The sequence below is a fragment of the Nocardia citri genome, from assembly GCF_054065835.1.
Genome location: NZ_JBSUQM010000014.1, coordinates 31,679 through 58,576 on the forward strand (window position 1 = coordinate 31,679; position 26,898 = coordinate 58,576).

Sequence of the window (26,898 nt, forward strand, 5' to 3'; positions counted from 1 at the left end):
CTATCGGCCATCATCCACGCCAACGCCGGGTCGGGTCGACAATCGATGATCTTGTCCGGCATGCGTAGCCCGGTAATTCGGGCGAATTCAGGCGAGAATGTCAATCGTAAAAACGCCGTCGCATGTTAACAACATTGCGGAATTTATACCGTTTTGTGCATCTGGACATCACGTTTCGGCCATTTGTATATAAGACATATCGCAGCACGGGCCAGGGCATTCGGTCATCGGATCGGGGGTCGAAGGTCCCTGCGTCACACCGCGTTACGTTCGGCCGATCGGGCAGCGAAAATGCTCCCGGTGGTAAACAAGATCGCCGTTTGCAACCATTATGAATTATGGCGAGAACTACGCGGCGCGAATTTCGAAATCCGGGTATGCATGGCGAACCATTCAGCTTAGACTGGCCGTGGTCGGGGATAGAGGAAAGTTCAATGACCGTTCTGCGACCGCAGCTTTATCCCGACGAGGGGTTGAGCGAAGTTACCGAGCCGGACGCGTCAGCGATGGAACCGATGCCGCTGTCCGCCGGGCAGCGGGGGTTGTGGTTGGCGCAGCAGTTGAGTCCGGATGTGCCGATATCGGAGGCACAGTACATCGAGTTGCGTGGCGAACTCGATGTCGGTCTCCTGCGCGCGGCGACGATTCGAGCCGGCCACGAGTTCCAGTCCGGATACCTGCGGCTGCTAGAGGTCGACGGTGAGCCGTATCAGGTGTTCGACCCGTCGCTGGAGAACGCGGAGACGGTGGTCGATGTGCGCGATGCACCAGATCCCGTTGCCGCGGGCTTGGAGTGGATGCACCGGGAGTACACCAGGCCGCTCGATATGGCCAGGGACCGGTTGGTGGGAACAGCGCTCGTCCAGGTCGGGGATCGGCACTACCTGCTGTACACCAGAATCCACCATGTCGCGTTGGATGGCTACGCCGGAATGCTGATCGTGAACCGCATCGCGGCGCTGTATACGGCGGCGGTGCAGGGACGGACGGCTGAGCCGAATCGGGCGGCGGACATACGCACCCTCTACGAGGCCGACCGCGACTATCGGGAGTCGAAGCGGTTCGCCGACGATAAGGAATACTGGCTGAACAGACTCGCCGATACCGGGGACGAGTCAAGTCTGGTCGCCCGGCACGCACCTGTCCGCGCGGACAGTACGGTGGCAATCGCTGAACTTTCGCCGCAGACGGTGGCACGGATCGATCATTCCGCGAAAGCGTTGAACGCGAGCCCAGCCGCAGTGGTGATCGCCGCATTCGGCTGCTATCTGGCCCGGCTGACCGGCCGCGACGAGGTTATGGTCAACATTCCCGTTTCGGGGCGCACCAATGCCGTGCTGCGGCGCTCCGGCGGGATGTTCGTCAATGTCGCGCCCCTTCCGCTCGCGCTGGAGCCAGGCGATACGGTGGCGACACTGACGCGGCGGGTGCAGTCCGATCTGGTGGGAGCGTTGCGGCACCAGCGGTGCGGCCTCACCGACATCCGTGCTGCCGCCGGATACCATGGCGGACAGCGGCGTTTCGCGGGCCCGGTGGTGAACGTCATGTTCTTCCACCAAGAGATCCGGTTCGGGGCGACGACCGGGGAAGTCCATATCCTCAGCTCGGGGCCGGTCGACGATGTGCTGATCGATCTGTATCAAACCGGGGACCCGCCGCGGACGATCCTGCACTTCCTGGCCAATCCCGACCTGTATACCGAAGCCGAACTGTCGGCACACTGCACCAGATTCGAGGAGTTTCTCGACGCGTTCGCGGCCGCACCGGACGCTGCCCTCGAGCAGGTTCACCCCGATAGCGTCCGCGCCGGCGCCCGGATCAAGCGTCGCCGGGAGAACCTGGAGTTCTGGCGGGCTACGCTCGCGGACGAGCCCGAGGAGCTTCGTCTACCATTCGACCGGCCGCGGCCGGTTGAGCCGTCGAATCGAGGCGGCACCGCGAGTTATCCGTTGCCGGCCGATCTGGTTCCGGCATTGGAACGGTGTGCGAGGCAGCATAATTCGTCACTGTTCACGACTATCCATGGCACGTTGGCGGTCCTGCTCGCCCGGTTGAGCGGTACCACCGACATCCCGATCGGCACACCGGTCACCGCGCGCGATGCGGCCGCGCTCGACGATGCGGCCGAAGAATTCGTCAATACGCTGGTACTGCGCATCGAGATCGATCGCGATGAATGCTTCACCGACCTGATCGCTCGCGTCGAACAAGCCGATCTGGATGCCTTCCAACATGCCGAAATTCCGTTCGAGCAGGTGGTGGACGAACTCGTTCCGCAGCGGCCGCGATCCCGGCATCCGCTGTTTCAGGTGATGCTGGCAATCCGGAATCCGGAATCCGATCTCGAGTTGTCTGTGGTCGATGTGCCGGGTGAGGTTTCTCGCTTCGATCTGCAGTTTATTTTGTCGGCTGATCATGGCAGCGGTGGTGTGACTGTTGGGGTGACGTATGCGACGGATCTGTTCGATGCTGTGACGGTTGATGCTGTTGTGCGTCGGTGGATTCGGGTTATGGAGTCGGTTACCGCTGATGCGTCGGTTGCTGTCGGTGTGATTGATGTGCTCGATCCGGGTGAGCGGGGCGATTTGTTGGCTCGTTGTGGTGGGCCTGCGGTGGCGCCGGTCACGCTGCCTGATTTGTTGACTTCGGCGGTGGCGGTGGATGCCGATGCTGTCGCGGTTGTGTGTGGTGGGCGGCGGTTGAGTTATCGGGTGTTGGATGAGTGGTCGAATCGGTTGGCGTGGCGGTTGATCCGGCGTGGTGTCGGGCCGGAGGATGTTGTCGCGATCGGTATTCCGCGTTCGGTGGATTCGGTGGTTGCGGTGTGGGCGGTGGCGAAATCGGGGGCGGCTTTCCTGCCGGTCGACCCGACGTATCCGGGTGAGCGGATCACCCATATGGTGACCGATTCGAATGCGACCCTCGGTCTGACCGTGACAGCGGTACGGACACAATTACCCGACGATATGGACTGGCTGATTTCGGACGATTTCGACCTCTTCGGCGACCAGTCCGACACCGACGATGGTCGGCCTGTCTCCGACAGCGACCGGGTTCGTCCGTTGCGGGTCGACGATATCGCCTACGTCATCTACACCTCGGGCTCGACCGGGCTACCCAAGGGTGTCGAGGTCACCCACCGTGGACTCGGCAACTGCGCGGTCGAACACCGAGACGCCATGGGCGTCGAACCCAGCTCCCGCACGCTACATCTGGCTTCACCCAGTTTCGATGTATCAGTACTCGAATTGCTGGTTCCGCTGGCGGCGGGTGCGGCTATGGTCATCGCACCCGATGATGTCTACGGCGGTGACGAACTCGCCGGATTGCTGGACCGCGAGCGCGTCAGTCACGTCCTCATCACACCGTCGGTGCTGTCCACGATCGATGACACCCGCTGGCCGCTACCGGACCTGAAGTATCTGATGGTCGGCGGCGAGGACTATGGCAGCGAACTGGTCGAACGCTGGGGCGGCGACCGCGTCGTGCTCAATGAATACGGTCCAACCGAAACCACCATTTCGACGACCCTGAGCGCCCCGTTGGTGGTGGGTGAGCGGGTGACGATCGGTCGTCCGATTCGGGGGGTTTCGGTGTGGGTGTTGGATGATCGGTTGCAGCCGGTTCCGGTTGGTGTGGCTGGTGAGTTGTATGTTGCGGGTGATCTGCTGGCGCGTGGGTATCACGGGCGGGTGGGTGTGACGGCTGAGCGGTTTGTGGCTTGTCCGTGGATGTCTGGTCGGCGGATGTATCGCACTGGTGATGTGGTCCGTTGGACGGGTGAGGGGACGATTCAGCATTTGGGTCGGTCCGATTTCCAGGTGAAGATTCGTGGTCTGCGTATCGAGCTGGGTGAGGTCGATGCCGCGTTGGTGGCTCATGCGTCGGTGGCTTATGCGGTGACGGTGGGTCACCGTAATGACGCTGGGGCGCAGATGCTGGTTTCGTATGTGGTTGGTGCGTCGGGGTGCACTGTGGATACGGTGGCGTTGGTCGAGTATCTGACTGATCGGTTGCCGTCGTATATGGTGCCGTCGTCGATCATGGTCTTGGACCGTGTGCCGCTGACGCCGGTGGGGAAGTTGGACCGAAAGGCGTTGCCTAGGCCGGTTTTCACCGACCACAAGCCTTTCCGGGCGCCGCGGACACCAATCGAACGTGCGATCGCCGAGGCATTCATCGACGTATTGGGTCTGGACACTATCGGTCTCGATGATTCGTTCTTCGCACTCGGCGGCGACAGCTTGGTCGCGACCCGCGTCGCGGCGCGTCTCGGGGCCGCGTTGGACGCCGAGATTCCGGTGCGACTGTTATTCGAGGCCTCCACGGTCGCCGAGCTCGCCAATCGCATAGAGCAGGATGCCGGTACGGGGCGCAGACGCCCACCACTGGTCGCCGGTCCGCGCCCCGATCTCGTGCCGTTGGCGCCGGCCCAACAACGGATGTGGTTCTTCAACCAGTACGACACCGCATCGGGTGCCTACAACATGCCGATCGCCATTCGGTTGCGTGGTCAGTTGAACATCGAGGCCCTGCACTCGGCGGTCATCGACGTGCTGGGTCGGCACGAGTCGTTGCGAACGCGGTACCCGGAGCACGACGGAACGCTGGTCCAGCTGATCGAGCCCGTCGAGAACATGGACCGCGAGCTGAGCGTGGCGCCGGTCGCGTCGAGCCAGTTGGTCGAGACGGTAACCGAATTCGTCGCCGAAGGCTTCGATGTGACCGTCCAGCCGCCCGCGCGTGCCCGGTTGTTCCGCATTGTCGGCAGCGAGCAACCGGAATACATCTTGGCCGTCGTGGTGCACCACATCGCGGCGGACGGTTTCTCCATGACGCCGCTGGCCCGCGACCTGACCACCGCTTATGCCGCCCGCATCCGCGGGACGGCCCCGGCGTGGACACCGCTACCGGTCCAGTACGCCGACTACGCACTGTGGCAACGAGCTACCCTCGGCGCGCCCGACGATCCGAAATCGCTGAGTGCCGAACAGATCCGATACTGGACCGAGGCTCTGGGCGGTATTACCGAGGAACTCCCGCTGCCGTTCGACCGGCCGCGGCCGGCGGTGATGTCGAACCGAGGGGCCACGGTCGATTACTCGGTGTCCGCCGCTCAGGTACGGGCAATGGAACAGTTTGCGCGGCAACATAATTCGTCACTTTTCATGGTGATCCACGCCACCTTGGCGGTCCTGCTCGCCCGGTTGAGCGGTACCACCGACATCCCGATCGGCACACCGGTCGCCGGGCGCGGCATGGCCGCACTCGATGACATGATCGGTATGTTCGTCAACACCTTGGTGCTGCGGACCGAGATCGATCTCGATGAATGCTTCACCGACCTGCTCGGCCGGATCAAACAAGCCGACCTGGACGCCTTCGAACACGCCGAAATTCCGTTCGAGCAGGTGGTGGACAAACTCGTCGTACAGCGGTCCCAAGCACGGCATCCGCTGTTTCAGGTGATGTTGGCATTCCAGAACCTGGCGCCGGTGACGCTGCAACTGCCTGATCTCGAGTTGTCTGTGGTTGATTTGCCTATTGAGGTTTCTCGCTTCGACCTGCAGTTTATTTTGTCGGCCGATCGTGACAGTGGCGCTGTGAGGGTTGCGGTTACTTATGCCACGGATTTGTTCGATGCGGTGACGATCGATGCTGTTGTGTGTCGGTGGATTCGGGTGATGGAGTCGGTTACCGCGGATGCGACGGTTCCTGTCGGGGTGATCGATGTGCTCGACCGCGCTGAGCGGGCTGATCTGCTGACTCGGTGCGGTGCGCCTGCGGTGCCGCCGATCACGTTGCCGGATTTGCTGACTTCGGCGGTGGCGGTGGATGCCGATGCTGTCGCGGTGGTGTGTGGTGGGCGCCGGTTGAGTTATCGGGTGTTGGATGAGTGGTCGAATCGGTTGGCGTGGCGGTTGATCCGGCGTGGTGTCGGGCCGGAGGATGTTGTCGCGATCGGTATTCCGCGTTCGGTGGATTCGGTGGTCGCGGTGTGGGCGGTGGCGAAATCGGGGGCGGCTTTCCTGCCGGTCGACCCGACGTATCCGGGTGAGCGGATCACCCATATGGTGACCGATTCGAATGCGACCCTCGGCATTACAACGGCGCCTGTACCCGTGCGATTACCCGACGACACCGAGTGGTTGATACTCGACAACCTCGATGAGACCGACACCAGTCCGATCACCGACAGCGACCGGGTTCGTCCGTTGCGGGTCGACGATATCGCCTACGTCATCTACACCTCGGGCTCGACCGGGCTACCCAAGGGTGTCGCGGTCACCCACCGCGGACTCGGCAACTGTGCCACCGCGAACCAGGAGGTCATCGGTATCGAACGCGATTCCCGCACATTGCATCTGGCTTCACCCAGCTTCGATGTATCAGTGCTGGAGATGCTGCTACCGCTGCCCGCTGGTGCGACCATGGTCATCGCACCGGTCGACGCCTACGGCGGTGACGAACTCGCCGGATTGCTGGACCGCGAGCGCGTCAGCCATCTCCTCATCTCACCGTCGGCATTGTCCAGCATCGACCGCACCCGCTGGCCGCTACCGGATTTGGAACATCTGATCGTCGGCGGCGAGAACTACGGCACTGAGTTGGTCGAACGCTGGGGCGGCGACCGGAAGCTGTTCAACGATTACGGTCCAACCGAAACCACCATCACCGCGACGCGGACCCCGTTGGTGGTGGGTGAGCGGGTGACGATCGGTCGTCCGATTCGGGGGGTTTCGGTGTGGGTGTTGGATGATCGGTTGCAGCCGGTTCCGGTTGGTGTGGCTGGTGAGTTGTATGTTGCGGGTGATCTGCTGGCGCGTGGGTATCACGGGCGGGTGGGTGTGACGGCTGAGCGGTTTGTGGCTTGTCCGTGGATGTCTGGTCGGCGGATGTATCGCACTGGTGATGTGGTCCGTTGGACGGGTGAGGGGACGATTCAGCATTTGGGTCGGTCCGATTTCCAGGTGAAGATTCGTGGTCTGCGTATCGAGCTGGGTGAGGTCGATGCCGCGTTGGTGGCTCATGCGTCGGTGGCTTATGCGGTGACGGTGGGTCACCGTAATGACGCTGGGGCGCAGATGCTGGTTTCGTATGTGGTTGGTGCGTCGGGGTGCACTGTGGATACGGTGGCGTTGGTCGAGTATCTGACTGATCGGTTGCCGTCGTATATGGTGCCGTCGTCGATCATGGTCTTGGACCGTGTGCCGCTGACGCCGGTGGGGAAGTTGGACCGAAAGGCGTTGCCTAGGCCGGTTTTCACCGACCACAAGCCTTTCCGGGCGCCGCGGACACCAATCGAACGTGCGATCGCCGAGGCATTCATCGACGTATTGGGTCTGGACACTATCGGTCTCGATGATTCGTTCTTCGCACTCGGCGGCGACAGCATCATGTCGATCCAGTTGGTTACCCGAGCCAGGGCAGCCGGCGTGGAGTTCTCCGCACGCGATGTGTTCGAGCAGAAGACGGTCGCCGGACTGGCCCAGGTCGCGGACCGCGACGGCGCCACGACCCGCGCGACGGAACTGCCCGGCGCAGGTGTGGGACCGGTACCGCTGACGCCGATCGTGCGACGGCTGCTCGAACGGTCCGGGCCGCGGTTCGGCCGCCTCCGGCAGGCCATGATGCTGAATCTGCCGATGGAAATCGACCGGCAGCGGCTGGTAGACACCGTGCAGGCGGTCCTCGATCGGCACGACATGCTGCGCGCACAGCTCTGCGACGATGATGGGCGCCGGGCGTGGAATGTGCTGCCGGTCGGCGCGATTCGCGCCGATGACGTCATCCACCGGGTACCGATGCGAGCAATGACACCGAGCACCGAGTTCCGGACTGTGGCGGCGGCGGAGTCGACGTCCGCCGCGGACCGGCTCGATCCCGACGCCGGGATCGTGCTGCAGGTGGTGTGGTTCGATCCGCAGAACACCGCGGAACCGGGCCGGATCCTGATTGTGGTGCATCATTCGGTGATCGATGCGGCTTCCTGGCGAGTGCTGGTGGCCGACCTCGCGGTGGCGTGGGCGCGGATCGAATCCGGCGAGCCACCCGATCTGGCCCCGATCGGGACATCGATGCGCAGGTGGGCCCATGGACTGGTCGAGGCGGCCCAGCGCCCGGAGCGGGCAGCTGAACTCGAACTGTGGCGAGCCACGGCCGACGGGCCCGATCCGATGCTCGGGTCACGGCCCCTCGACCCGGCCATCGACGTAGCTGCCACCGTGCGGACGGTCGAGATCGAGCTGTCCCCGGAGGTGACCGCGGCGCTGGTGACCGAGGTGCCCGCGACATTCCACGGCGAGGTGGGCGACGGGCTGCTGACCGCGCTGGCGCTGGCCGTGACGAAGTGGCGGCGCGCACGGAAGCCGCAAGCCGATGGGCTGACAGATATGGTGATCGGCCTCGAGGGACACGGCCGGGAGGAAGGCGTCGTCCCGGGCGCGGACCTGACCCGCACGCTCGGCAGGTTCGCCACGAGTTATCCCGTCCGTTTGGATCTGTCGGACATCGATATCGACACTGCGTGCGCGGGCGGGCCGGCCATGGGCGCCGCGGTCAAGTCCGTCAAGGAACAGCTTCTCGCCATCCCGGACCATGGGATCGGCTACGGCTTGCTGCGATTCCTCAACGAGGACACCGCCCCCACACTCGGCGCGCTGCCGACACCGCAGATCGCATTCGACTATGTCGGCCATGTCTCCACGAAGCTTTCCGAAGGGGCATCGGCGGTCGGATGGCTGCCGGTGGACGGCGGCGAGTTCGCCGCTGCGCAGACTCCGGATATACCAGTATCGGCGGTGCTCGACATCGAAGCCTGCACCCGCGACGACGGGGACGGGCCGCGGTTGCGAGCCGTCTGGTCGTATCCGGCCGAGGTACTCACCGCCGACGAAGTGTCCGCGGTGGCGGACTCGTGGTGCCAGGTGTTGACCGCGTTGGCGACCCATGCCCGCCATACCGGAAGTGGGGGACGGACGCCATCGGACCTGGATCTGGTCCGGCTCAGGCAGGGCGAAATCGAGCGACTCGAACACCGGTACCCGACGCTGAGCGACATCTGGCCGCTGACGCCGTTGCAGGAGGGATTGCTGTTCCACGCGTTGGTGTCGGTGGAGTCGGTCGACGCCTACCTGACCCAGCTGGTCCTCGAGCTACGCGGACAAGTCGATCCGGAGCGGTTGCGCCGAGCCGCACAACTGCTGCTGGACCGACATCCGAATCTGCGCACCGCCTTCGACGCCGAGGTCGGGCCGGTGCAGGTGGTCCTGCAACATGTCGAAACCGTCTGGTCGGAACTGGACCTGTCCGAACTCGACGACAGTGCCCTCGAACGCGAGTGGGAGCTGCTGCTGGCGGCGGACCGCGAAACCAGGTTCGATCCGGCTCGTGCCCCGCTGCTGCGCTGGATGCTGGTCACCACCCGGCCGCAGCACTACCGATTGGTGCTGACCAATCATCACCTGCTGCTCGACGGCTGGTCGACGCCGCTGCTCCTCAAGGAGTTGCTGGTGCTCTACGCCACCGACGGCGATGCCACAATGCTGCCCGAAGTCCGTCCCTACCGGGACTTCCTGGCCTGGATCGCCGCGCAGGACCCGGCCGCGGGGCTCGACGCCTGGGCCCGCGCGTTCGAAGGCGCCGACGAGCCGACCCTGGTGGCGCAGGCCGATCCCAGCCGCCGCTACACCGAATCCCGCGATGTGCTCGGCGAGCTGACCGAGGAGCAGACCACAGCGCTGACGAACCTCGCCAGAGCCCGTGGCGTCACCCTCAACACCGTGATCCAGCTGACCTGGGCAATTGTTTTGGGCACGTTGACTTCTCGGGACAATGTCACCTTCGGTGCCGTGGTCTCCGGACGGTCCCCGCGGATCACGGGCATCGAATCGATGGTCGGACTGTTCATCAACACTGTGCCGGTACACGTCCGGCTCGACCCCCACGAGACCGTGGGACAGTTGCTCGACCGAATCCAGACCGAACAGACCGCCCTGCTCGACCACCAGTTCGTCGGCCTCACCGAAATCGAGCGGGTGGCCGGGCCGGGGGCGATATTCGACACGATGACGGTGTTCGAGTCGTTCCCGATCGACCGTTTCGGGCTGACGGCCGACACCGATATCGCGGGCATGCGGGTAGTCGACGTCTCGGGCATGGACGGTGCGCACTATCCGCTGGGACTGGTCGCGCGGATCGACACCCGACTGCACCTGAAGATCAAGTTCCTGCCCGAACTGTTCGACCACGACACGATGAACGCGACTGTGCAGCGGGTCGCGCGCGTGCTCGGCATCGTGGCGACCGACCCGGAGCTGCCGCTGGCCCAGCTGAACCTGCTCTCCGCCGCGGAATACCGTGAGTTGACACCGGTTTCAGGCTCCCCGGCGGTGCTGGGGCGAGTGCTACCAGAGCTGTTGGCGGAAACCGTGCGGCGGGATCCGGGGGCGGTCGCGGTGGTGTACGAGGATCGGCAGTGGACCTACCGCGAGCTCGATAGGCAATCGAATCGGTTGGCACGGTTGTTGATCGATCGGGGTGCCGGGCCGGAGACCACGGTCGCGGTGGGACTTGCGCGATCGGTCGAGTCGGTGCTCGCGGTGTGGGCGGTGGCGAAGTCCGGGGCGGCATTCGTGCCCGTAGACCCGCAGTATCCGACCAGCCGGATCGAGCACATGCTCACCGATTCAGGCGTTGTGGTGGGAATCACCTCGTCACAGTGGCGATATGGACTGCCCGGTTCGGTGCCTTGGTTGGCCCTCGACGAAGCGGCGGTCGAAGCCGAGGCGTCGGCGGCATCGGCGGCGGCGGTGACCGATGCGGAGCGAACCGGTCCGATCCGGCTCGATGATGCGGCATACATGATCTACACCTCTGGTTCGACCGGCGTGCCCAAAGGCGTGGTGGTGTCGCACCGCGGGCTGGCGGATCTGGTGGCCGACCAATGTTCGCGGTTCGATATCGAGCCCGGTGCGCGGGTGCTGCATGTCGCATCGCCGAGTTTCGACGCGTCGGTTCTGGAACTGCTCTGGGCGTTCACCTCGGGTGGGCGGCTGATTATCGCGCCGCCGACCGTCTATGGCGGAAACGAGCTGGCGCGGATCCTGTCGATCGAGCAGGTAACCCATGCCGCGATGACACCGACGGCCTTGGCGACGGTCGACCCGGCCGGGCTGGAATACCTCGAGACCGTGGTGGTCGGTGGCGAAGCGCCCTCACCCGAACTGGTGTCGCGGTGGGCGCCCGGCCGGAGATTGTTCAATACCTACGGTCCGGCAGAGGCCACGATTCAGACCGACGCCAGTGCGCCGCTGGTGGCAGGTGAGCCGGTGACGGTCGGTGAACCGATCCGCGGGGTCGGGCAGGTCGTGCTCGACGCCTGGCTGCGGCCGGTGCCCGTCGGAGTCGTCGGCGAGCTGTATCTCACGGGTCCTGCGCTGGCTCGCGGCTACCGCAACCGCATGGCGCTGACCGCGGCACGGTTCGTCGCCGATCCGTTCGCGGAGCCGGGACAGCGCATGTATCGCACCGGTGACCTGGTGCGGTGGCTGCGGCTACCGGACGGGAATCTGGCGCTCGACTATGTGGGCCGGGCCGACTTCCAGGTCAAGCTCCGCGGCTTCCGCATCGAACTCGGTGAGGTCGAATCGGCCTTATCGGCCTACGCCGGGGTGGCACGCGCAGTCGCATCCATTCATCGGGGCGAAGCCACCGGCGACCGGTTGATCGGGTACGTGGTGCCCGAGCCCGGCGTCGACCTCGACCCGGCGGCGGTCCTCGCATTCGCCGGACAGCGGCTGGCCGCGCATATGGTGCCCGCGACGGTGATGGTGCTCGACACCGTGCCGGTGACAGCGACCGGCAAGCTCGACCGGGCCGCATTGCCCGAGCCGGACTTCACCGCAGGGCGAGCCGAATTCCGGGCGCCGGTCACCGACGTGGAGAAGACGCTGGCCGGACTGTTCGCCGAGTTATTGGGCATCGACCGCGTCGGTCTCGATGATTCGTTCTTCGCCCTGGGCGGCGACAGCATCATGTCGATCCAGTTGGTCACCCGAGCCCGGGCAGCCGATGTGGTGTTCTCCACGCGGGAGGTGTTCGAGCGCAAGACGGTCGCCGGACTGGCTCAGGTCGCGGTCCGCGACGGCGCGGCCGTCCCCCTTCCGGCGGAGCTCCCAGGCGCAGGCGTGGGACCGGTACCGCTGACGCCGATCATGTGCTGGATGTTCGAGCGCGGCGGGTACGACCGCTTCTGCCAATGGGTGACGCTCACGCTGCCGAGCGGCATCGACATGACCGGAATCGAGGCCACCGTGCAAGCGGTGCTCGATCACCACGACATGCTGCGGGCCCGGGTGCATCCCGAACCCACGCATTCGTCCGGGTGGGTATTGCAGGTCCCACCGGCAGCGATGACCACCGCCGGGCTGATCCGGCGCGTGCCGGTGGCATCACCGCCGGACAGCGCCTCCTTCGCCGCGATCGCCGACGCCGAGGCGAACGCGGCTGCCGAACGCCTCGACCCCGGCGCAGGAATCATGCTGCAGCTGGTCTGGTTCGACTGGGCCGACCGGCCAGGACGCCTGCTCGTCGTCGCCCACCACCTGGTGGTCGATGGGGTGTCGTGGCGGATCCTGATTCCCGACCTCGCCACCGCATGGGCCCAGATCGGTGCCGGGCAGCAGCCGCAGCTCGCGCCTGTCGGCACCTCGATGCGGCGTTGGGCGTACGGCCTGAGTACCGCCGCCGAGCGCCTCGATGAACTCGACTGGTGGCGATCCACCCTCGATACCGCTGATCCGACGATCGGTGCCCGCGCGCTCGACCCGGATGTGGATGTGCAGGCGACCGTCGCCACCGTCGAGGTCACACTGCCGACCGCGGTGACCCGCGCCGTGCTCACCACCGTGCCCCAGGCATTCCGCGGCAACGTGGACGAGGCCCTGATCGCCGGGCTCGCATTGGCGCTGACACGATGGCGACACCGGCACGGCGACAACGTGACCGAGACGCTGCTCACCCTCGAAAGCCATGGCCGCCACGACACGGCGCTCCCCGGCGCCGACCTCACTCGGACGGTCGGTTGGTTCACTACCACCTACCCGGTGCGGCTCGACCTGTCCGGTATCGACATCGACGAAGCGTTCGCCGCGGGCACTGCCGCGGCGGCGGTCATCAAATCGGTCAAGGAACAGCTCCGCGCAGTCCCCGACCACGGCATCGGCTACGGCCTGGCCCGTTACCTCAACGCCGATACCGCCCCCATCCTGCGGGCACTGCCGTCCCCGCAGGTGAGCTTCAACTATCTCGGTCGTTTCGACACCATTCCCACGCAGTTGCGCGACAGCGGATGGCTGCCCGCCGGTGACGATTCCGGCGGCGGCAGCCAGAATCCCGACGCGTCCGCGGCAGCTGTGCTCGGCATCAACGCGGTCATCACCGATACCTCGGACGGCCCCGCCCTGACTGCGGCGTGGGACTACCTGACCGGCGTGCTCACCTGCGCCGAAGTCACCGACCTCGCCGAACTGTGGTGCGACGCCGTGACGGCACTCGCCGACCACGCGTCCCGGCCCGGCGCCGGCGGGCTGACGCCCTCCGATATCGGCCTCGTCGATCTCGACCAGGCCGCGATCGACCGGCTGGAGAGGCGACACCACGCATTGGACGACATCTGGCCGCTCACACCGCTGCAGGCCGGATTGCTCTTCCACACCCAGCTCGCCGAGGGCGCATCCGACGCCTACATCGTGCAACTCTGTGTGGAACTCGGTGGCCACGTCGACGCGGACCGGCTGCGCAGCGCCGCGCAGACTCTCCTCGGACGCCACCCGAACCTACGGACCGCGTTCGTGCGCAACGGCGCGCATGAGCCGGTCCAGGTGGTGTACCGATATGTCGACGTCCCGTTCGCCGAGATCGACCTGACCGAGTGCGCCGACGCCGCGTCCGCACTCGATCAGGTCATGGCAAGCGACCGCCATTTCGACGTGACCGCGGCGCCACTGCTGCGGCTGACACTGATCAGCATCGCGCCCCAGCGGTACCGGCTGGTGTTGAGCATGCACCACATCCTGATAGACGGCTGGTCCACACCACTGCTGCTCCGGGAACTGCTGATTCTCTATGCCAGTGACAGCGACGCCGCGGTATTGCCCTCGGTGCGTCCCTACCGCGACTACCTGATGTGGCTCGACAGTCAGGACCGGGCCGGTGCGGAAGCCGCGTGGGCACAGGCCCTCGCGGGAAGCACCGAGCCGACGCTGCTGGCCCCCCCGGATCGCGGACGCCGCTCCATCGCCGCCGCCCGTGAAGTGCAGGTGCGGCTCGATCAGCACCGCACCGCGGCGCTGATCGCCGCGGCCCAACAACACGAAACCACCCTCAACACCGTCGTTCAAGTCGCCTGGGCGCTCGTCCTCGCCAACGCGACCGCGCGCGAAGATGTCGTCTTCGGTGCCACCGTTTCCGGGCGTCCGCCGCAGCTTTCCGGCATCGAGTCGATGATCGGACTGTTCGTCAACACCGTGCCCGTACGGGTCCGGCTCGACTACCGCGAAAGCCTCGCCGGCCTACTGCGGCGCATCCAAGCCGAACAAACCACACTGCTCGACCATCACCACCTCGGACTCGCCCGGATCCAGCAGGTGGCCGGTCCCGGCGCGATGTTCGACACCGTCACCGTCTTCGAGTCCTACCCGGTCGATCGGGCCGGGCTCTCCGAAGACACCGACATCGCCGGCATGCACGTCCTCGACGTCGTGGGACGAGACGCCGCGCACTATCCGCTCGGCCTGGTCGTGCACCAGGACACCCAGCTGCACCTGAGCTTCGAATACCTGCCTGAACTGTTCACTCGACAGCAGATCGACGCCCTCGCCGACCGAATGCTGCGGGTGCTCGGCACCGTCGCCGCGCATATCGACCTCCCGCTCACCGAACTGCGGTTGCTGTCGCCGGTCGAGCAGGCCACCTTGGTTCCCGTCCGCGGTCGGCCCGGCACGGTGGCTTCGGTGTTACCTCAGGTGTTGTCGGACGCGGTCGCGACCTCCGCCGACACGGAAGCGCTGGCCTGCGACGGCGTAAGGCTGTCGTACCGCGAACTCGAGGAAACCTCCAACCGGTGGGCGCGGGTGTTGATCGACAGGGGGATAGGGCCGGAAGCGATAGTCGCTGTGGCGCTCCCGCGCTCCGTCGAGGCCATCATCGCCTTGTGGGCGGTCGCCAAGACCGGCGGTGCGTTCGTTCAGATCGACCCCGCCCATCCGCGCGACCGGGTGACGCGCATTCTCACCGATTCCGGTGCGGCCATCGGGCTGACCCGCGATACCCACCGAGATCAGTTATCGGATGCGCTCGAATGGCTCGTCCTCGACGATCCTGCCTTCGCCACGACAGCGGCGGCGGCGGACCCTGCGGCGATCGATGACGCTGAGCGCGTAGCCCCGCTGCGGCCGGCGCACGCGGCCTACCTGATCTACACCTCGGGCTCCACCGGGACACCCAAGGGCGTCGTGGTCACCCATACCGGAATTGCGAACCTCGCCGCCGAAACCCGGGAGCGGTACGGCCTCACCCGGGCTTCTCGGATGCTGGCCGCTTCCTCGCCGACCTTCGACGCCTCGATCCTCGAATTGCTCAGCGCGACCGCCGTCGGCGCCACCCTGGTCCTCGCCCCCGCATCGGTGGCGGCCGGCACCGAACTGGCCGAGTTGATCAATGCCGAACACGTGACCCATGCCGCCATCACTCCCACGGTGCTCGCATCACTGCACCTGGACGATATCGACACCCTCGACACCCTGATCCTCGGCGGCGAGACCTGCCCACCCGATCTGGCAGCGCAGTGGACACCGGGCCGCACCGTGCTCAACAGCTACGGGGCTACCGAAACCACTGTCGTCAGCTGCGGCCATGCTCCCTTGATCACGACCACGGGTGGCCCGATGACAATCGGCGGGCCGACGCTCGGATTCACCGCCGTCGTGCTCGACCGCAGGTTGCGCCCCGTCCCGGCCGGAGTGGTCGGCGAGTTGTACGTGTCCGGACCGGGCTTGGCTCGCGGCTACCACCGGCAGTCCGCGACCACCGCGGCCCGATTCATCCCCGATCCCTACGGACCGGCCGGCTCACGCATGTATCGGACCGGCGACCTGGTCAGCTGGACCACCGATCGAACACTGCGATTCGCCGGTCGCAGTGACCTGCAGCTCAAGATCAACGGCCACCGCATCGAACCCGGCGATATCGAAGCCGCACTCCGCGGCCACCCCGATATCGACCAGGCCGCCGTCACTGTCCGTGCCCGACCCGACGGCAGTAACCAACTCGTCGGCTATGTCGTGCCCACTCCTGGCACCACAACCGGCACCGCCGCACTGACCGCCCACCTGGCAACGCGACTATCCACGCACATGATCCCCACCGCCATCCTCACCGTCGAGCGGATACCCCTCACCTCAACCGGCAAAGTCGATTACAAAGCGCTACCCGCACCGAGCTGGCAACCCGCCCGGTTCCGGCCGCCGTCCACGGCACTCGAGGCCACTGTCTGTGACGCCTTCGCCCGGACACTCGGTATCGAGCGAGTCGGCCTCGACGACGGATTCTTCACCCTCGGCGGCAACTCGCTGGCAGCCACCCAACTGGTGGCGCGACTGACGGAATCCACCGGTGTCGATGTGCCGGTTCAGTGGATCTTCACCGATCCGACACCCGAGTCGCTGGCTCACCACATCGACAGCGGGGCCGAGGGGTTCGACGCGCAGGATCCCGGCGAGGCGCTGTCTGTTCTGCTGCCCTTGCGCGCCGCCGGAAGCGAGCCGCCGCTGTTCTGCGTCCACCCTGCCATCGGATTAGCTTGGGGTTTCAGCGGACTCGTGCAGCACCTCGATCCCGACCGCCCGGTATACGGTCTGCAATCCCCGGTATTCAGCGATGCCACCGCGAAGTTCGACACGCTCGACCAGCTGGCCGCGCGCTACGTCCGAGAGATCCGGGCCGTCCAACCGCACGGCCCGTACCATCTGCTCGGCTACTCGCTCGGCGGCACCATCGCACATTCGATCGCCATCCAACTCCGCGACCTCGGCGAGTCCATCGCGACCCTTGCCATGATGGACACCCGTGTCGTCACCGCGAGTTCCGTCCGCGTGCCCGCTCCCACCATCACCGAGCTGCTCACCGAGTTCGCCGGCCTCGAGCTGCCACCTGGGCCGACCGATCTCACCGCCGCGGCCGCGGCTGAGCTGCTGCGACAGCAAGGCGGACTGTTCACCGCGGTGACCGCCGAACATCTGGTGACCCTGCACGACGACTACACCCGGCTCGTCGACCTGACCTGGAACCACCGGCCGACCCCCTTCGCCGGTGATCTGATCTATTTCAGCGCCGCCGCTCCCCCGGAGGACGTCCCCGCCCCGGTCCTCGCCTGGAACGACCTCATCACCGGCCGGATCACCGACCATCGCATTCCGATCCGGCACGAACGGATGATCGAACCCGAGTCGCTGCGCGTGATCGGATCCGTCCTCACCGAGCACCTCCGCACGTCCGGTGCCACCTCACCGGAGCCCCCCACCCCTGCAAGGACAAGCCGATCATGAACACGGACCGAATCGTCGGGACACGTTCCGGCGTCGCGCCACTCAACCTGTTCGCTGCCGATCCGGCGACATCGCGAAACGGCATGCATCCCAGTGCCGCCGAATTGCAGAGGTGGACTCGCGAATATTTGTGTCGGCCGCACCCCGACCTCGGTCGATCCGGCCCGGTGTGTCCTTACACCAGCCAGGCCATCTCGAATCACTTCTTGTGGGCCGCGTTCATCGAAGGTCGTGCCATCGATATCGAGTACCTGACCGCGATCGTCGACGATCTCTATGACCTGTTCCCCGCCCTGCCACCCCAGGACGAACCCGAGGCCAAGTTCAAGGCTGTCCTCGCGGTCTTCCCGGACCTCACCGAATACGCCGACATCGACGCCATTCAACGTGAACAGAAGTCTCGGTTCGTCGACAAAGGTCTGATGCTGGGGCAGTTCTATCCGGGGTGCACCGTCCCAGGGCTGCGCAATCCGGCCTTCCCCGCACTCGACGCGCCACTGCCCATGCTCGCCGTTCGGCATATGGCCGCCACCGACTTCCCATTCCTCAGCAGCCGCCACGAATGGATGGACTCCTACCTCAAAATATTCGCCCCCGCGATCCCGAAGTTCATCACCACCGCCATGTCGGACAGACTCGTACAGCCAACCGAACACCTGGACGAAACCACTGAGGGCTAACCGGCTCCGACCAGATGGGTCCGCGCCCGGAACTGCTGCGGCGGACAGTCTTTCCAGCGCCGGAACGCGCGGATGAACGATGCCGCCTCCGCGTAGCCGAGCCGCGCGGCCACCTGCTCGGTGGTCATATCGGTGTGGTTCAACAGCTCCTCCGACATCATCTCCCGAACCTCGTCGAGCAGCGTGCGGAACGAGGTGCCCTCCTCGCGCAGGCGCCGCGACAGTGTGCGCGGGCTCATGAAAAGCGCTGCGGCGACGGCGATCTGGTCCGGAATCTCGCCGGGATCGCGGACCAGAAGATCACGCACCGCGCTGGCGACACCGGTGCGGGCGCGGCGGGCGGTGAGCAGATCGCGGCACAGCTGTTCGCAGGTCCCGCGCGCCCATTCGTTGACCTGCGGCAAAGCGACATCGAGATACACACTGTCGAAGGCCGATTCGTTGACCGCCGCGTCGAATTCCGGCTCGATACCGAAGACGTCGCGATAGCGCGTCGTATCCGCCGGAGCGGGATGGCGGAAGCTGACCCGGGTGGCGGGTACGCCAGCGGAGAACCGCTCCCGGCCGATGGCCTGGATTCCGGTCATGACCCGTTCGGTCAGGAAGGCTCGCACGTCCTCGGGTATCTCCGAATCGTCGAAGACGAGCCGCGACTCGGCCGGTCCCTCCTCGAGAGTCAATCGGCCGAAGACGAAGGTCGAATCGACATAGCGCAGCGAAACCTCGATCACCTCGCGCACCGTGCGACTACTGAGCAACGCCAGTCCCCACGGCCCGTACAGCGATAGGTGATAGCGGCTCCCGGCCTCGACACCCAATCCGGGTTCGGCGCCGAATCGCGCGAGCAGATTCCGCACGACGCGCACCTCTTGACGTGCCGTTACCTCGGCATCGGGATCGTCGACCGTCTCGGGCATCAGTTTCGTGCCCGCCAAGCAGGCTTGCGGCGGCATACCGCGTTCCTGTGCCATCTGCATCAGCACATGCACGCTGGATGTATTACGCAGTAGATCCCAATCGAACACCGAACTGCATCCTCGCCGAAGCCACTTCCACCTTGCTGGGCGGAACGTATCAATCATTTCTTCTCCATCGCAGGAAAATCGGAACACCCGGTGCCACAGCGGCGAAAATGCCACGCTGGAGGGGGGCCACAGCACAGGAGGTGAGGCGGATGAGTACGGCGCAAGAGCAGGTCGAGATCGAGGTACACAATCCGGCAGACGGCAGCATCACCGGCCGGGTAGCCGATGAATCGAGTGTTGCCGTGGCCGCGACGGTGCGCGAATTGCGCCTGTTCCAGCCGGAATGGGAGGCGATCGGTCCCGATAAGCGCGCCGAGTGGTTGTTTCGGCTGCAGGACTGGCTGATCGACAATTCCGACGAGCTGACCGATGTGATCCAGTCCGAAACGGGCAAGACCCGCTTCGATGCGGAGATCGAGGTGCCCGCCGCGGTCGATCTGATCAAATACTGGGCGCGCAATGCCGCGAAATTCCTGCTCGACGAGCATCCGGCACCGCACAGTCCGCTCGGCTGGACCAAGCGACTGATCAAGACCTCTCGGCCGTATCCGGTCGTCGGGATCATCACGCCGTGGAACTTTCCGCTGCTCAATGTGTGCTTCGATGCGCTGCCCGCGCTGATGGCCGGTGCCGCGGTGCTGGTCAAGCCATCGGAGGTGACGCCATTGAGTGCGGTCGAGCTGGCGCGCGGCTGGGCCGAGATCGGTGCGCCGCCGGTCTTCGCGGTGTCGACCGGGCGGGGGGATACCGGACGCGCGGTCGTCGAGGCGGTCGATTATGTGCAGTTCACCGGATCGACCAGGACCGGTAAGGCGATCGCGGCCGCCTGCGGTGCGACCCTGACGCCATACAGTCTCGAACTCGGCGGCAAGGATCCGGCGATCGTGCTCGCCGATGCCGATATCGAGCGGGCGGCGGCGGGCATCGCCTATGGCGGACTGTTCAATTCCGGGCAGGTCTGTGTGTCGATCGAGCGGGTGTACGTCGAGGCGCCGATCTATGACGAGTTCGTGACCAGTCTGACCGAACAGGTGCGCAAGCTGCGGCAGGGGCACGACGGACGCGGATTCGCCTTCGATATCGGCGCGATGGCAACCGAGGCGCAGCGCGATATCGTGGCCCGCCATGTCGATCAGGCGGTGGCCGCGGGCGCGCGGATCACCATCGGCGGCAAGGCGACGGGGGTCGGCACCTTCTTCGAACCGACCGTGCTGGTGGATGTGGACCATTCGATGGCGTGCATCAGCGAGGAGACATTCGGACCGACCATTCCGGTGTTGAAGGTCGCCGATGAAGATGAGGCGGTACGCCAGGCCAATGATTCGGTCTACGGTCTGTCGGCCACCATCTGGACCGGTGACCGCAAGCGCGGCGAGCGGGTGGCGCGGCGACTGGACGTCGGTGCGGTCAATATCAACGACGCCTTCGCGAATTTGTTCAGCTTCGCGCTGCCGATGGGCGGGTGGAAGGATTCCGGGGTCGGCGCCCGATGGGGCGGTGCCGCCGGAATCCGGAAATACTGTCGCCAGCAGGCGATTACGGTGCCGCGGATACCGGCGATGAAGCATGAGCTGATGTGGTACCCGGCCTCACGCACGCGCCTGAGCGTGGTGCGGGGATTCATGCGCGCGCTCGACGGGCGCGGCCGGCGCAAGCTGCCGAAGTTTCTGGGCGGCAAACGATAAGGCGCCGGCTCAGGCTAGCGAGCGGGCGACCCGGAATCCGACATCGTCGATCCGATAGGTCGGATGGCTGCGCCGTCGCACCGAGGCCCGGCAACTCCACTTCTCATCGGACCAACCGCCGCCGCGCAGCACCCGATACGAGTCGTACACCTCGGCGTCGTAGATGTCCCAGCACCAATCCCAGACATTGCCGAGCATGTCGTACAGGCCCCACGCGTTGGGCAGCTTGCCGCCGACCTCGTGTACGTGCTCTGCGGAATTGCCGCGATACCAGGCGATTTCGCCGATCTCGCCGTATCGCGGACCCGACGTGCCCGCCCGGCAGGCATACTCCCATTCGGCCTCGGTAGGCAGCCGGTACCCGTCGCTTTCGGCATCCCACTCGACTTCGTCGTCATGCACGCGATATGCGGGCGGCAAACCCGCACGCAGCGACAGGCCGTTGCAGAACCGGACCGCATCGAACCACGAAACCCCCTCGACCGGCAGTCGGTCACCGCGCGCCGTACTCGGCAGCTCGCCGATGACCTGCGCATACTGCGATTGCGTAATCGAAAACGCCGCCAACCGAAACCCCGCTACCTCGACTGCCCAACTCCGCTGGGTCCGCCGATCCGACAGCGTCACCAGACCCGGGGGCAGCCCGACCATCTCGATTTCCGTACGCACAGCTGGTTGATCGTAGTGCATGCGTATCGCGTTGCGGCGCCGCGGTGACCAGGATGGGGCGTGGATTTTCTGGCGCGGTGCCGCGGCAATCGATCGGTCGAAGGAGATACGGTTTCCGTGCATCGAGGGTGGCGCCGGTCGTGCGCCGTTGGTCGCCGTCGCCGTCGCCGTCGCCGCGTGCCAGCGTCCGCCGTTCGCGCGGGAAGCGCTGTCGCCCAATACTATTGATGTGCCACAGTCGCGGTCGGGGGCGCTTGCCCGGAGCCCGGCCATCGCGTCGAATTCACCTGGGATGGCCAGTTGAACGACAAGTGCACCCTGAAGGTGGACGCTGCCTGCGCCGCGATCTTCCTCGAATATCGTGAGCGCGCAACAATTCCCGCGCAGACCCAGCAGGCAGGTACATCAGTGTCGAGCACCAGACACGACGAACTCATTGTCGGAGAACAGTTCTCGGGAGTGTGGGACCGCCGCAGCGCACGCCTGATGCCGATCGTCACGGTGCGGAGCACGGACCCGACGGTGACCCGGGCCGCCGCATCCGCGGTACCGCAGCACCTGCGGGTCGAGCAAGCACCGGTGATCGGACCGTATCGGCGAAATCTTGGCGCGCCGATGACCTTCGGCCTAGCCTGGACGCGCACCGCGAAGAGGAGACGACAGTGCCCGACGTCCGTGAAGTGTGGCAGAGCCGAGTCTGGGGGAATCTCGGGGCTCCGGTGTACGACTTCGTACTCGACCACCCGCGGGTGGCCCGCCCCGCCGGATGGGTGCTGTGGGGTTGCGATACCCGCCCGATGTATGCGGCGATGGATGTCGTCAATCAGCTACCGGAGGGTGCCGCGCCGCTGGACCTGCCAGTCGGCGGCGGCGTGACGCTGCGTCGACTCGAATCCGGTCGCAAGCTCCGATATGTGGCGGCCGACATTTCCGACGACCAGTTGGCGGCGGCACGTCGCGCGGCCGAGCGCGCCGGACTGTCCGATATCGACTATATGCGCGCCGACGTGGTCGATCTGCCCTTCACCACCGGCGAATTCGATCTCGTGGTGACTTTCGCCGGTCTGCACTGTGTGCCGGATCCGGCTGCCGCCGTCGCTTCGCTCGCCCGGGTGCTCGCCCCGGGTGGACGGCTGGTCGGCAGTTGCGTGGTGCGCGGGATCCGGCCGCTGTTCGACTGGCACATGCGGGTCATGCGAACGATGGGCGTATTCGGTCCGTCCGGTACCGCGGCCGAGTTGTCGGACTGGATTGCCGCGGCGGGTCTGCGCGAGGTCGAGTTGGTGTGCAACGGCGCGTTGGCACAGTTCACGGCCGTGAAGGACTAGCCCCGCTGTTCGTAGCGCGGGCCGACCAGGGCAATGGCCGTTTCGACCGCGACGTCGATGATGTCGCGGATGTCGTTGCCCTCCTCGACCGTGGAGGCGATGAGTTCGCGGAAACCGCCGTAGAGGATGGTCGCCATCTGCCGGGTCGGTGGATGCAGCCCGGGTGCTTCGAATCTCGGTGTGGCGGTGATGCTTTGGATCAGCTCGATGAAGGCCTCGCCCGCGTCGTGGTGGAGTCGGCGAGCGGCCTCGCCGAGCGCCGGGGTGTCCCGGATCCAGGCCAGGGTGATCGTCGGATCCTGATGGGATGCGCTGATCCAGGCCTCGATGGCCTGTCGGACCTGGGTGTGCCAGGGCGCGGCCGAGTCGACGGCATCGTAGATCTGCTGGACCGTGTCATTGTTGCGCTCGGTGAGCAGCGCGATGAAGCAGTCCTGTTTGCTGTCGAAATGTTCGTAGAAGGTACGACGGGACGTGCGGGCGATACGGACCACATCGGCCACGGTCGTTTCGCGATAACCGCGATCGCGTACGGCCTCGGCCATCGCGTCGAGGAGCCGCCGCCGGAAGACGGATTCCGGCGCCTCCTCGGCGGCGATACTGGCGGTGGGCTCGGTACGTGTCACGAGAATCAGGTTAGTTCGCCCGGCCGCCATAGCGATCATGACCTCACACGCACCGGAATATGGTCGGGTACGGAGGGCCGGCGTGCCAACCGGATAGTGCCGTCCTCGATCCGCCCGTGGCGCAGTGTGTTGCTGCACTCATACTGTCACCTGGTCGGCTCGGGCCTCGGTCGTGATGGGCCGGGGCGTGCGGCGATACACCACAGCGCGGCCCTTCTTGGCTGGCGCCAGCGCGACACCACGGAAGTGGGTGCGCTCATCGGGTGCGTCGGTCGGCTCGAGGATGAAATCCCGCAGCAGCGTGCGCAATACGACATTCGACTCCATGGTTGCGAAGGCAGCACCGATGCAGCGGCGGGCGCCGCCGCCGAACGGAATCCAGGTGAAGGTGCCTGGCCGGACACCGACGAAACGGTCCGGGTCGAAGGCGCGGGCATTCGGGAAAAGTTCCTCGTTGTCGTGCATGAGCCGAATGCTGATCAGCACATTCTGTCCCTTGGGCAGGGTCCACCGACCCAACCGCAGCGACTCCGCACGGATCTTGCGGGCCGTCATATCGATGACCGGACGTACCCGCTGCACTTCCAGCAGGGTGGCCTCGCGCAGTGCCGAACCGCCTTCGTCGACCTCCTCGACCAAGCGCCGCAACACTTCCGGATGCCTGCGTAACCGTTCGATGGTCCACGACAGGGTGGTAGCCGTGGTCTCGTGACCAGCGGCGAGCAGGGTGAGCAGTTCGTCGGCGATCTCGCCGCGGGTCATCGCGGTGCCGTCGTCGTAGCGGGCCCGCAGCATCATCGCCAGCACATCGTCGCGGTCGGCGAGGTGCTCGTCGATGGCGGCTCGATCGATGAGCCTGCCGACGATCTCGTCGTAGTCGCGCCGGTGTGCGGTGAAGCGGGCCCATGGCCCGTACCGCCCCAAGAACCTGCGCGGCACCGGCAGGGCCGCCAGCGCCGAGCCGACCAATACCAGTTTGGGCAGCAACTCGCGCAGTTCCTCGAATTCCTTACCCTCGGCGCCGAATACGGCGCGCAGAATCACATTCAGGGTGATCCGCATCATCGACTCCATCGTCGCGAACTCCCGGCCTTGCGGCCAGGTGGCCAGTTCGCGCACCGTCTCCTGCTCGATCAGCGTCTCGTACACCGCGAGGCGACGACCGTGGAACGGTGGGGTGAGCAATGTGCGCTGCCTACGATGTTCGGCGCCGGTCAGCGCGAACAGCGAACCGGGACCGAGGAACTGTCCGAGATTGACATCGACGTTATCGGCCACGTCGGTACTCGCGGTGAACAGCGCCTTCACCTCGGCCGGTTCGGACAGCACCACCATCTGTCCGAAGCGGGCCAGGTATACGGTGAACGCGGAGCCGTACCGCTCGTGCAATCGGCGCCATGCGTGGGTTCGGCCCACCATCACTTCGATGGCCTGTACGAAGGCTGGGCTCTTCGGTCCGTCGGGCAATTTCACCGTGGCCATGCGATACCTCCCAGTGGTACATCTATGTACCACAATCACGGTACAGTCATGTACCGACATGTGGCAAGGGGCACTTTCGGAATTGCCGCCCGCTCCGGCGCTGCCGGTGGTTAGCGTGAGCGAGTGCGCAAGCATCGTTGGGTGACAACGGGAGGTTGGTTTCGCGGCGGGAACGAGCTGCGCAAACCTGATCAATGGGCGGCACGGGGATGGTTCGCCGTCCTCGCGTCCGTGGTTGTACTGATGGGCGTGGCCGGCCAGGCGCCCGCCTATTCTGGCGCCGTCGAGCTCGTCACCATCGAGACCGGTCAGTTGCGCGGAGTCGTGGCCGCAGAGCATCGGTTGTTCGCGGGCATTCCCTACGCGGCGCCGCCGATCGGCGACTTGCGGTGGCGGCCACCGGCGCCGGCCGCACCGTGGCCCGGTATTCGGGATGCCGCGGTGGCCGGGCCGAGCTGTCCGCAGGAAAACGACATCTACGGGGTGATCGGTGCGAACCTGACGAAGTCGGAAGACTGTCTGTACCTGAATGTTTCGACGCCGCGCAGCCTGCCCGCCGACGGTGCCGGGCTACCGGTACTTGTCTGGATGCACGGCGGCAGTTTCGTCACCGGTTCCGGCGATACCTACGGTGCCGCGCCGCTGATCGCGCACGGCGATGGTGATTTGGTCGTGGTCACGATCAACTACCGGCTCGGCGCGCTCGGCTACCTTGCCGCGTCGGCCCTCGACGACGGTTCCGGACCCGGGAATTACGGCTATCTGGACCAGCAGGCCGCATTGCGCTGGGTGCAGCGCAATATCGCGGCATTCGGCGGTGATCCCGATCGCGTGACGCTCGCGGGGGAGTCGGCCGGTGCGGCGTCGGTGTGCACGCAGATGGCCGCGCCGAGTTCGCGGGGACTGTTCCGGGCCGCGATCATGGAGAGCGGACCGTGCAGCACCGGTGTCCCCATCGCGAAGGCGACGGCCGATAGCGACGCATACGCCGCACGTCTCGGGTGCACCGGACCCGACACCGCCGCGTGCCTGCGTGCGCTGCCGGTCGATACATTGGTGAACGATTCCTTCACGGCGACGGTATTCGGGGGCCGGTTCCTGCCGTCCGGGCCACAAGCGGTGCTGCGCGACGGCACTTTGGCCGATATGCCCATCCTCATCGGGGCGAACAACGACGAGATGTCGCTGTTCGTGTACCGGAGCTACGGTGTGCCCTTCGGTAGGCCACTGACCGCCGCCGGATACCGCGACGCACTGGCCGCCGCCATGCCCGACCTGACACCTGAGCAGCTCGATCGCGTCGAACAGGCCTACCCGCCCGCCGCCTATCCCGAGCCCGCGCTCGCACTCTCGCGTGCCTGGACCGACCGCGTCCTCACCCAACTGATCGTCGAGTACGACGCGCTCGGCCCGCGCACCCCCACCTACACCTACTCATTCGACGACCCGGCGCCGCTCGGCCCACCGAATAGCTTCCCGCTGGGCGCATTCCACGCCAGCGAACTGGCATCGCTGTGGAGCCTGCGCGACCTCGGCTGGCTCTACGGCGCCGTCATGTCACCGGACCAACAGCGCCTCGCCACCGAAATGCGACGGTACTGGACCCGATTCACCATCGATGCGCGCCCGGATCCGGCAGGTCTCGAGCCGATCCCGGCCTACGACCCCGCCACACCGCTCGTGATGTCCTTCCGCCCCAGCGGAAATCGGCTCATCGACTCCTACGCCGCCGATCACCGTGCCGACTTCTGGAAGCCGATGCTGCCGCGCTGAGCCGGGGCGGCTCGCGCTGAATCG

At 65.7% G+C, this 26,898-nt stretch carries 9 protein-coding genes; 5 read left to right on the forward strand and 4 right to left on the reverse strand.

Annotation, left to right across the window (positions count from 1 at the left end):
- Window positions 1-434 precede the first annotated feature (434 nt).
- Both ACW2Q0_RS19695 and ACW2Q0_RS19700 read left to right on the forward strand, forming a co-directional pair.
- A complete protein-coding gene (locus tag ACW2Q0_RS19695; protein ID WP_457192194.1) occupies window positions 435-17,606 on the forward strand; it encodes an amino acid adenylation domain-containing protein in 17,172 nt (5,723 codons plus the stop codon).
- Complete coding sequence (locus ACW2Q0_RS19700; protein WP_457192196.1) at window positions 17,603-18,286, forward strand: DUF6875 domain-containing protein; 684 nt, start codon at window positions 17,603-17,605, stop codon at window positions 18,284-18,286. The genes ACW2Q0_RS19695 and ACW2Q0_RS19700 overlap by 4 nt, the downstream gene beginning before the upstream one ends.
- Here the strand turns inward: ACW2Q0_RS19700 and ACW2Q0_RS19705 are convergent.
- Window positions 18,283-19,311 (reverse strand): AraC family transcriptional regulator, encoded by a 1,029-nt coding sequence (locus tag ACW2Q0_RS19705; protein ID WP_457192198.1) that lies wholly within the window; start codon window positions 19,309-19,311, stop codon window positions 18,283-18,285. The genes ACW2Q0_RS19700 and ACW2Q0_RS19705 overlap by 4 nt on opposite strands.
- A gap of 149 nt (window positions 19,312-19,460) precedes the next feature.
- Between ACW2Q0_RS19705 and ACW2Q0_RS19710 the strand changes: the two genes are divergently transcribed.
- Window positions 19,461-20,996 carry an aldehyde dehydrogenase family protein gene (locus ACW2Q0_RS19710; RefSeq protein ID WP_457192200.1) on the forward strand — a complete coding sequence of 512 codons (1,536 nt, stop codon included), beginning with the start codon at window positions 19,461-19,463 and terminating at the stop codon, window positions 20,994-20,996.
- A 9-nt stretch (window positions 20,997-21,005) separates the two neighbouring features.
- Here ACW2Q0_RS19710 and ACW2Q0_RS19715 read toward each other — a convergent pair whose 3' ends face one another.
- The gene (locus ACW2Q0_RS19715; RefSeq protein WP_457192336.1) at window positions 21,006-21,647 is read right to left on the reverse strand and encodes a formylglycine-generating enzyme family protein; all 642 of its coding nucleotides are present in this window, start codon (window positions 21,645-21,647) and stop codon (window positions 21,006-21,008) included.
- 680 nt (window positions 21,648-22,327) lie between these two features.
- Here ACW2Q0_RS19715 and ACW2Q0_RS19720 point away from each other — a divergent pair.
- A complete protein-coding gene (locus tag ACW2Q0_RS19720; RefSeq protein ID WP_457192202.1) occupies window positions 22,328-22,993 on the forward strand; it encodes a class I SAM-dependent methyltransferase in 666 nt (221 codons plus the stop codon).
- Here ACW2Q0_RS19720 and ACW2Q0_RS19725 read toward each other — a convergent pair.
- Window positions 22,990-23,619 (reverse strand): TetR/AcrR family transcriptional regulator, encoded by a 630-nt coding sequence (locus ACW2Q0_RS19725; RefSeq protein WP_457192204.1) that lies wholly within the window; start codon window positions 23,617-23,619, stop codon window positions 22,990-22,992. The two genes, ACW2Q0_RS19720 and ACW2Q0_RS19725, sit on opposite strands and share 4 nt — an antisense overlap.
- A gap of 138 nt (window positions 23,620-23,757) precedes the next feature.
- A complete protein-coding gene (locus ACW2Q0_RS19730; RefSeq protein ID WP_457192206.1) occupies window positions 23,758-25,101 on the reverse strand; it encodes a cytochrome P450 in 1,344 nt (447 codons plus the stop codon).
- A 141-nt stretch (window positions 25,102-25,242) separates the two neighbouring features.
- Here ACW2Q0_RS19730 and ACW2Q0_RS19735 point away from each other — a divergent pair, with 141 nt between their 5' ends.
- The gene (locus tag ACW2Q0_RS19735) at window positions 25,243-26,874 is read left to right on the forward strand and encodes a carboxylesterase/lipase family protein (RefSeq protein ID WP_457192208.1); all 1,632 of its coding nucleotides are present in this window, start codon (window positions 25,243-25,245) and stop codon (window positions 26,872-26,874) included.
- Window positions 26,875-26,898 lie beyond the last annotated feature (24 nt).

Excerpts from the sequence above, each read along its gene's own strand:
- ACW2Q0_RS19710 (WP_457192200.1), top strand. The coding sequence starts at position 19,461 with ATGAGTACGGCGCAAGAGCAGGTCGAGATCGAGGTACACAATCCGGCA.
- ACW2Q0_RS19700 (WP_457192196.1), top strand. The coding sequence starts at position 17,603 with ATGAACACGGACCGAATCGTCGGGACACGTTCCGGCGTCGCGCCACTC.
- ACW2Q0_RS19715 (WP_457192336.1), bottom strand. The coding sequence starts at position 21,647 with ATGGTCGGGCTGCCCCCGGGTCTGGTGACGCTGTCGGATCGGCGGACC.
- ACW2Q0_RS19695 (WP_457192194.1), top strand. The coding sequence starts at position 435 with ATGACCGTTCTGCGACCGCAGCTTTATCCCGACGAGGGGTTGAGCGAA.
- ACW2Q0_RS19730 (WP_457192206.1), bottom strand. The coding sequence starts at position 25,101 with ATGGCCACGGTGAAATTGCCCGACGGACCGAAGAGCCCAGCCTTCGTA.